Below are 8,966 nucleotides of genomic sequence, written 5' to 3'. Positions count from 1 at the left end.
CGCGCCGCCGTCGCCGCCCTGCTCGCCGAGCACACCTTCACCGCCGTCGTGCACACCGCCGGAGTCGCCGACGCCGGCATGGTGGCCGACACCACCCCGGCCGCCTTCGCCGCCGCGCTCGCCGCGAAGGCCGGCGGCGCGGCACACCTGGACGAGCTGCTGGGCGATCGGGAACTCGACGCCTTCGTCCTCTTCTCCTCCATCTCCGGCGTCTGGGGCAGCGGCGGACAGGCCGCCTACGCGGCCGGCAACGCCTTCCTCGACGGGCTCGCGCGGCAGCGCCGCGCCCGGGGCCTCACCGCGACCGCCGTCTCCTGGGGCCCCTGGGCCGACGGAGGCATGGTCGAGGACGGCGACGACGAGGAGCGGCTGCGCCGCCGCGGGCTCCGCGCGATGCCCCCCGACTCGGCGATCACCGCCCTGCAGCGCGCACTCGACCGCGACGAGACGCTGCTGACCGTGGCCGACGTGGACTGGTCGCGCTTCATCGCGCCGTTCACCCTCGGCCGCCCCAGCCCGCTGCTCGGCGACCTCCCCGAGGTCCGCGCGACGCTCGCGGAGGACGCCCCCGAGCCGGGCAGCGGCTCCGGGGCGCTCGCCGGGAGCCTGAGCGCGCTGCCGCCCGAGGACCGGGAACGCGCCCTCGTGGACCTCGTGCGCACGCACGCCGCCGCCGTCCTCGGCCACCGCGGAGCGGCCGCGGTCGAGGCCGACCGGCCCTTCCGCGACCTCGGCTTCGACTCCCTGACCGCCGTGGAGCTCCGCAACCGCATCAACGAGGCGACCGGCCTGGCCCTGCCCACGACCCTGGTCTTCGACCACCCCACGGCAGCCGGCCTCGCCGCCCACCTGCTCACCGAACTCACCGGCGGGCAGGACCCGGAGACCACGGCCTCGGCGGCCGCCACCGTACTGGACGAGCCGATCGCCATCATCGGGATGGCCTGCCGCTACCCCGGCGGCGTGCGCTCGCCCGAGGACCTGTGGGAGCTGGTCGCCTCCGGCCGCGACGCGATCTCCCGCTTCCCCGGCAACCGCGGCTGGGACGTCGAGACGCTCTACCATCCGGACCCCGACCACCCCGGCACCACGTACACCACCCAGGGCGGATTCCTGCACGAGGCCGACGAGTTCGACCCCGCCGTCTTCGGGATCAGCCCGCGCGAGGCCGTCGCCATGGACCCGCAGCAGCGCCTGCTGCTGGAGACCACGTGGGAGGCCTTCGAACGCGCCGGGATCGCCCCGCACACCGTGCGCTCCACCGCCACCGGCGTGTTCGTCGGCTCCGGCTACCAGGACTACACCGCCCGCCCGCTCAAGGTGCCCGACGGCGTCGAGGGCTACATCCCCAGCGGCAACGCGGCCAGCGTGATCTCCGGCCGCCTCTCCTACGCCTTCGGCCTGCAGGGGCCGTCGGTCACGGTCGACACCGCGTGCTCGTCCTCGCTGACCGCCCTCCACCTCGCCGTGCAGGCACTGCGCAACGGCGAGTGCTCGATGGCGCTGGCCGGCGGCGTGATGGTGATGGCCGGCCCGTCCGCGTTCACGATGTCGAGCCGGCAACGCGCGCTGTCCGCCGACGGCCGCTGCAAGGCGTTCTCCTCGACCGCCGACGGCACCGGCTTCGCCGAGGGCGTCGGCCTGGTCCTGGTCGAGCGCCTGTCCGACGCGCGCCGCAACGGGCACCAGGTGCTGGCCGTCGTACGGGGCAGCGCCGTCAACCAGGACGGCGCCTCCAACGGCCTGACCGCCCCCAGCGGCAAGGCCCAGCAGCAGGTGATCCGGCAGGCCCTGGCCAACGCCCGGCTCGCCCCGGGCGAGGTCGACGCCGTGGAGGCCCACGGCACCGGCACCAAGCTCGGCGACCCCATCGAGGCACAGGCCCTGCTGGCCACATACGGCAAGGAGCGCGCAGCGCACCCGCTGTGGCTCGGCTCGCTGAAGTCCAACATCGGCCACTCCCAGGCGGCCGCGGGCGTCGGCGGCGTCATCAAGATGGTGATGGCCATCCGCAACGGCGTCCTGCCGCAGACCCTGCACGTCGACGAGCCGACCCCGGACGTCGACTGGAGCGGCGGGAACGTCCGCCTGCTGACCGAGCAGACCGCCTGGCCCGACCGGGGCAGGCCCCGGCGCGCCGCCGTCTCCTCCTTCGGCATGAGCGGCACCAACGTGCACACCATCATCGAGCAGGCTCCCGGGACCGGGCCCGCCGCCGAGGACGAGCAGCCCCGCGCGACCCCGGACGGCACCACCACACCGGCCGTGGACGTCTTCCCGTGGGCCCTGTCCGCGAAGACCGCGCGGTCCCTGCGCGAGCAGGCCCGCCGGCTGCTGAACCACCTCGACCGCGCCGAAGGGCTCTCCCTGCCCGGCGTGGGCCGCGCCCTCGTCACCACGCGGACCCAGCTGGAGCAGCGGGCGGTCGTCGTCGGCCGCGACCTGCACGAACTGCGGGCCGGGCTCGCGGCCCTCGCCGAGGGCGAGCCCGCGGACACCGTGGTCCAGGGCTCCACCACGGCCTCCGGCAAGGTCGTGCTCGTCTTCCCCGGGCACGGCTCGCAGTGGACCGGGATGGCCGCGGAACTGCTGGAGACCTCCCCGGTCTTCGCCGAGCAGGCCAAGGCCTGCGCCGAGGCCTTCGCCCCCTACCTCGACTGGCCGCTGCTCGACGTCCTGCGCGCCGAGCCGGGCGCGCCGGGCATGGCGGACGTGGAGGTCGCCCAGCCCGCGCTGTTCACGGTGATGGTGTCGCTGGCCGCCCTGTGGCGCTCCCACGGCGTGACGCCCGCCGCCGTCGTCGGCCACTCACAGGGCGAGGTCGCCGCCGCGTACGTCGCGGGGGCGCTGACGCTGGACGACGCGGCCCGGATCGTGGCCCTGCGCAGCCGCACGCTGACCAAGCTCATGGGCAAGGGCGCGATGCTCGCGGTCGCGATGCCCGCCGACCTGGCCCGCGCGAGGCTGGAGAAGTACGGGGACCGGCTGTCGGTCGCCGCCGTCAACGGGCCCGCCGCCCTGACCGTCTCCGGGGAGCCCGGCGCGGTCGACGAACTGCTGGCGGAGCTCGAAGGCGAAGGCGTCCGCGTGCGCAAGGTCCGCGGAGCCACCGGCGCCGGGCACTCCGCCCAGGTCGAGAGCCTGCGCACGGAGCTGCTGGAGCTGCTGGCCCCGGTCGCGCCGCGCGCGGCGGACGTCCCCTTCTACTCCACGGTGACCGGCGCCGTCCTGGACACCGGCACCCTGGACGCCGAGTACTGGTACCGCAACGCCCGCCGCACGGTGGAGTTCGAGCGGACCGTACGGGCGCTGCTGGAGGACGGGCACGGGGTGTTCGTCGAGTGCAGCCCGCACCCGCTGCTGGCCGGTGCCGTGCAGGAGATCGCGGAGGAGGCCGGCGCCGAAGCCGTGACCGGCGCGTCGCTGCGCAGGGACCAGGGCGGCATGGACCGCTTCCTGCGCTCCGTCGCCGAACTGCACGTCAACGGCGTGCACGTGGACTGGACGGTCCCCTTCGCGGGGCACCCCGAACAGCGCGTGGACCTGCCGACGTACGCGTTCCAGCGGCAGCGGTACTGGCTGGAGGGCGCCGACCCGGCACCCGCGGGCGCCGATCCGGTCGAGGCCCGGTTCTGGGAACTGGTCGAGAACACGGACCTGACCGGGCTCGCCGGCGAGCTCGGGGCGGACGACGCCGCTCTCATCGGCCCGGCGCTGCCGGCGCTGTCCTCCTGGCGGCGGCGCAGCCGCGAGAAGTCCACGGTGGACGGCTGGCGCTACCGCGTCGCCTTCCGGCAGCTGACCGACGCCCCGGCCGCCCCGGACCTGGACGGCCTGTGGCTCGCCGTGCTCCCCGCCGGGCTGGCCGACGAGGAGTGGGCGCCCTGCGTCGTCGGCGTGCTCGGCGCCCACGGCGCCAAGGTGCGGGTCGTCGAACTCCCCGTCGACTGCGACCGCGCGGACGCCGCGAACCGGCTCGCCGAGGAGCTCGGCACCGAACAGCCCGCCGGAGTCCTCTCGATGCTCGGCCTCGCACCCGGCCGGCACCCGGCCCACCCGACGCTGTCCGCGAGTCTCGCCGCGACCGTGACCCTGCTGCAGGCACTGGGCGACCTGGACGTCCAGGCACCGCTGTGGTGCGCGACCAGCGGCGCCGTCTCCACCGGCGCCTCCGACCCGCTGCGCGACGCCGACCAGGCACAGCTGTGGGGCCTGGGCATCGTCGCCGCACTGGAACTGCCCCGGCGCTGGGGCGGCCTGGTCGACCTGCCCGAGGCGCCGGACGAGCACGCACTGCGCCGCCTGGCTGCAGTGCTGGCCCAGCACGACGAGGACCAGCTCGCCGTACGCGCCGACGGCGTGTTCGGCCGGCGCATGGTCCGTGCCCGGCCCGCCGACGGGGAGCCCGCCACGCCCTGGCGGCCCCGCGGCACCGTCCTGGTCACCGGCGGAACCGGCGGCGTGGGCCGCAACCTCGCGCGCTGGCTCGCCGGCGCGGGAGCCCAGCACCTGGTGCTGACCAGCAGGAGCGGGCCCGACGCCCCCGGTGCGCAGGAACTGCACGCGGAGCTGACCGCACTGGGCGCCGAAGTCACCATCGCCGCCTGCGACATCGCCGACCGCGACGCGGTCGCACGGCTGCTCGCCGGCATCGAGGACCGGCACCCGCTCACCGCGGTGCTGCACGCCGCCGGCACGGCACGGTCGTCCCTGCTGACCCACGCCGGCCTCGACGAGTTCGCCGAGGCCGCCGCCTCCAAGGTCGCCGGCGCCGTCCACCTGGACGAGCTGCTCGACGGCCGCGAACTGGACGCGTTCGTCCTCTTCGCCTCCGGCGCCGGCGTCTGGGGCAGCGGCGGACAGGCCTCCTACGCCTCCGCCAACGCCTTCCTCGACGCCCTGGCACTGCGGCGGCGGGCCCGCGGCCTGACCGCGACCTCGCTCGCCTGGGGCGGCTGGGCCGGCGGCGGCATGGTCGACGACGCGGTCCAGGAGCGCGGCGAAAAGCGGGGCCTGGGCTTCATGGCCCCCGAGCTGGCCATCTCCGCACTGCACCAGGCGGTCGAGCACGACGAGGCGGCCCTGACCGTCGCCCCGATCGACTGGGAGAAGTTCCTGCCCGCCTTCACCGTGGGCCGGCCCAGCCCGCTGCTGGCCGACCTGCCGGACGTGCAGCGGCTCCTGGAGGCCGAGCAGGCCGCCGACGAGGAGACCGGCGCCGAAGCGGGCCTGGCGGCCGAACTGGCCGGACTCGCCCCGGCCGAGCAGGAGGAGCGGCTGCTGGAGCACATCCGCTCCCAGAGCGCCGTCGTCCTCGGCCACGCGTCGGCCGAGGACGTGCCGCCCACCGCGCAGTTCCTGGAGCTGGGCTTCGACTCGCTCACCGCGATCGACCTGCGGCGGCGGCTGTCGGCGGCGACCGGCCTCAAGCTGCCCGCAGGAATGGCCTTCGACCACCCCACCCCCGCCAGGCTCGCCAAGCACCTGCTGACGAAGCTCGGCGCCGCGGGCCGCGGCACCGCGGAGGAGGAGCGGCCGGCCGACATGCTGGTGCAGCTCTACCAGCACGCGAGCGAGAACGGGGCGGCCGCCGAGGCCATGGGGATGCTGGTGGAGGCGGCCCGCTTCCGGCGCTCCTTCGAACGGCCCGAGGAACTGGAGCGCCCGCCCGCCCCGGTGCGGTTCTCGCAAGGAGACAGCCCCTTCGCGCTGATGTGCTTCTCGCCGTACGTCGTACCGGCCGGAGCGCACCAGTACGCCCGGTTCGCCGCACCCTTCCGCGACCGGATGGACATGTGGGCGCTGACCCACCCCGGCTACGAGAAGGGCGAACCGGTCCCGTCCGACGTGGAGGCCGTGCTCGGCCTGCACGCGCGCACCGTGCTGGAATGCGCCGGCGGCAAGCCCGTCGTCCTGCTCGGCTACTCCTCCGGCGGCTGGATCGCCCACGGCGTGGCGGCCCGCCTGGAGGCCATGGGCGAGAAGCCCGCGGCCGTGGTGATGGTCGACAGCTTCAGCCGCGAGATCCCCTTCGACCGCCAGGTGCTCAACGCCATGGCCCAAGCGCAGTCGCAGCGCCTGGACTTCATGAGGTCCGGCGGCGAACAGCTCACCGCGATGGGCCGCTACATGCACCTGTTCGACGACTGGGCCGCGCCGGAGATCGCCGCGCCGACCCTGCTCGTCCGGGCGGGCGAGCCCATGCCGGCGGCCGGCGCCGCGGACGGCGACGGGCGCGCGGCACCTCCCGAGCACGTCGGCACGACCGTCGAAGTGGCCGGGAACCACTACTCGATGATGGAGGACCACGCCGGCACCACCGCGGCGGCGGTGGAGTCCTGGCTGGCGGACACCGTCACGGATCCGTCCGGCCCCGCCGTCCCTCCGGACGCAACGACCTGATGACCGGCCCGCGACCACCGCGAGCACCCCGGACCAGACAGAGCAGATGTGGGAGACAGACATGACGAAGGCTCTCTACGAGATCGGTGAGACCCCGCCGCTCGGTGAGGTCCCGCCGCAGATGTACGCCTCGGTGATCCGGCAGAACCGCTTCGGCCAGCCGAAGCAGGCGTTCCGCACCGAGGTCGTCGACACCCCGGCCGTGGGCCGCGGCCAGGTGCTGGTCTACGTGATGGCCGCCGGCATCAACTACAACAACGTGTGGTCCTCGCTGGGCACGCCGGTCGACGTCATCGGGATGCGTCAGCGCCAGGGCCAGCCCGAGGACTTCCACATCGGAGGCTCGGAGGCCTCCGGCGTGGTCTGGGCCGTCGGCGAAGGCGTCCGCAACGTCAAGGTCGGCGACGAGGTGCTGGTCACCAGCGGCCAGTGGGACGAGACCGCCGAGGACATCCGGCTGGGCACGGACCCCCTGGTCTCGGAGAGCATCAAGGCCTGGGGATACGAGACCAACTACGGCTCCTTCGCCCAGTTCTGCCGCGTCGACGAGTACCAGTGCCACCCCAAGCCCGCCCACCTGTCGTGGGAGAAGTCGGCGGCCTTCCTGCTCACCGGGCCCACCGCCTACCGGCAGCTCCTGGGCTGGCAGGGCAACACGGTCCGCCCCGGCGACCCCGTCCTCATCTGGGGCGGGGCCGGCGGCCTCGGCTCGATGGCCATCCAGATCGTCCGGCTGGCCGGCGGCATCCCGATCGCCGTGGTCTCCGACGAGGACCGCGCCGCCTACTGCCGCAAACTCGGGGCGGAAGGCACCATCAACCGCCGCGACTTCGACCACTGGGGCCGGCTGCCCGACGTCGGGGACGCCGAGGCGTCGGCTCGGTTCCTGCGCGGCGCCCGCGGGATCGGCAAGAAGATCTGGGAGATCCTCGGCGAGCGCAAGTCCCCGCGGATCGTGCTGGAGCACAGCGGCCAGGACACCCTGCCGACCTCGATGTACCTGTGCGACAACGCCGGCATGGTCGTCATCTGCGGCGGCACCTCCGGCTACAACGGCGACGTCGACCTGCGCCACCTGTGGATGCGCTCCAAGCGCCTCCAGGGCTCGCACTACGCCGGCACGCGCGAGTGCCGCGAGGTCATCAGCCTCGTCGGCGCCGGCATGCTCGACCCCTGCCTGTCCGCCTGCGAGGGCTTCGAGGACATCGGGCGCATGCACCAGATGATGCACGACAACGTGCACCCCTCCGGGAACATGGCCGTCCTCGTGAACGCGCCCCGGCGCGGCGAGACGACGCTCGCGCTCCCCGCCGCCTGACCGTCCCGCCGCAGCAACCCTCCCCCTCCCACCAGCAAGTGCAAGGAGAGTCATGTCCCAGCCCACCACCGGCGCGCCCGCCGTCCCCAAGGCCCGCAGCTGCCCGTTCCTGCCGCCGGACGGTCTCGCCGACATCCGGGCGGCCGCCCCGGTGACCCGGGCCACCTTCACCAGCGGCCGGGAGGCGTGGCTGGTGACCGGCTACGAGCAGGTCCGCGCCCTGCTGCGCGACCCCTCGTTCAGCGTCCAGGTGCCCCACGCGCTGCACACCCAGGACGGCGTCGTCACCCAGAAGCCCGGCCGCGGCAGCCTGCTGTGGCAGGACGAGCCGGAGCACACCGCCGACCGCAAGCTGCTCGCCAAGGAGTTCACCGTCCGGCGCATGCAGGCGCTCCGGCCGAACATCCAGCGCATCGTCGACGAGCACCTCGACGCCATCGAGGCGCAGGGCGGGCCGGTCGACCTGGTGAAGACCTTCGCCAACCCGGTGCCGTCCATGGTGATCTCCGATCTGTTCGGCGTCCCGGTCGAGCGGCGGGCGGAGTTCCAGGAGATCGCCGAGGCGATGATGCGCGTCGACCAGGACGTCGCCGCCACCGAGGCCGCCGGCATGCGCCTGGGCGGGCTGCTCTACCAGCTCGTCCAGGAGCGCCGGGCCAACCCGGGCGACGACCTGATCTCGGCGCTGATCACCACCGAGGACACCGACGGCGTCGTCGACGACATGTTCCTCATGAACGCGGCCGGCACCCTGCTGATCGCGGCCCACGACACCACCGCCTGCATGATCGGTCTCGGTGCCGCGCTGCTGCTCGACCGCCCCGACCAGCTGGCCCTGCTCCGCGAGGACCCGTCGCTGGTCGGCAACGCGGTCGAGGAGCTGCTGCGCTACCTCACCATCGGCCAGTTCGGCGGCGAGCGCGTCGCCACCGAGGACGTGGAGCTCGGCGGCGTCCGCATCGCCAAGGGCGAGCAGGTCGTCGCGCACGTCCTGGCCGCCGACTTCGACCCCGCCTTCGTGGCGGAGCCGGAGCGCTTCGACATCACCCGGCGCCCCGCTCCGCACCTGGCCTTCGGCTTCGGCGCCCACCAGTGCATAGGCCAGCAGCTCGCCCGAATCGAGCTGCAGATCGTCTTCGAGACCCTCTTCCGGCGCTTCCCGACCCTGCGCCTGGCCGAGCCCGTCGAGGAGCTCCGCTTCCGCAACGACATGGTCTTCTACGGCGTGCGCGAGCTCCCCGTCACC

The 8,966-nt window shown here is 74.2% G+C and carries 3 protein-coding genes; all 3 read left to right on the top strand.

What is annotated here, in order from left to right:
* A partial coding sequence (locus V7793_RS27710) for a type I polyketide synthase (protein WP_443058010.1) occupies positions 1-6,402 on the top strand: 6,402 nt, incomplete at its 5' end.
* Between the two features lie 61 nt (positions 6,403-6,463).
* Positions 6,464-7,720 (top strand): crotonyl-CoA carboxylase/reductase, encoded by a 1,257-nt coding sequence (ccrA, locus tag V7793_RS27705; protein ID WP_336011256.1) that lies wholly within the window; start codon positions 6,464-6,466, stop codon positions 7,718-7,720.
* Positions 7,721-7,772: 52 nt separating this feature from the next.
* The coding region (locus tag V7793_RS27700; RefSeq protein ID WP_336011253.1) for a cytochrome P450 at positions 7,773-8,966 on the top strand (1,194 nt) is incomplete at its 3' end.

The sequence above is a fragment of the Streptomyces sp. KLMMK genome, from assembly GCF_036961605.1.
Classification (GTDB): domain Bacteria; phylum Actinomycetota; class Actinomycetes; order Streptomycetales; family Streptomycetaceae; genus Streptomyces; species Streptomyces telluris.
The sequence above is the reverse complement of the archived record's forward strand: the minus strand, read 5'-3'. Positions and strand labels throughout refer to the sequence as shown.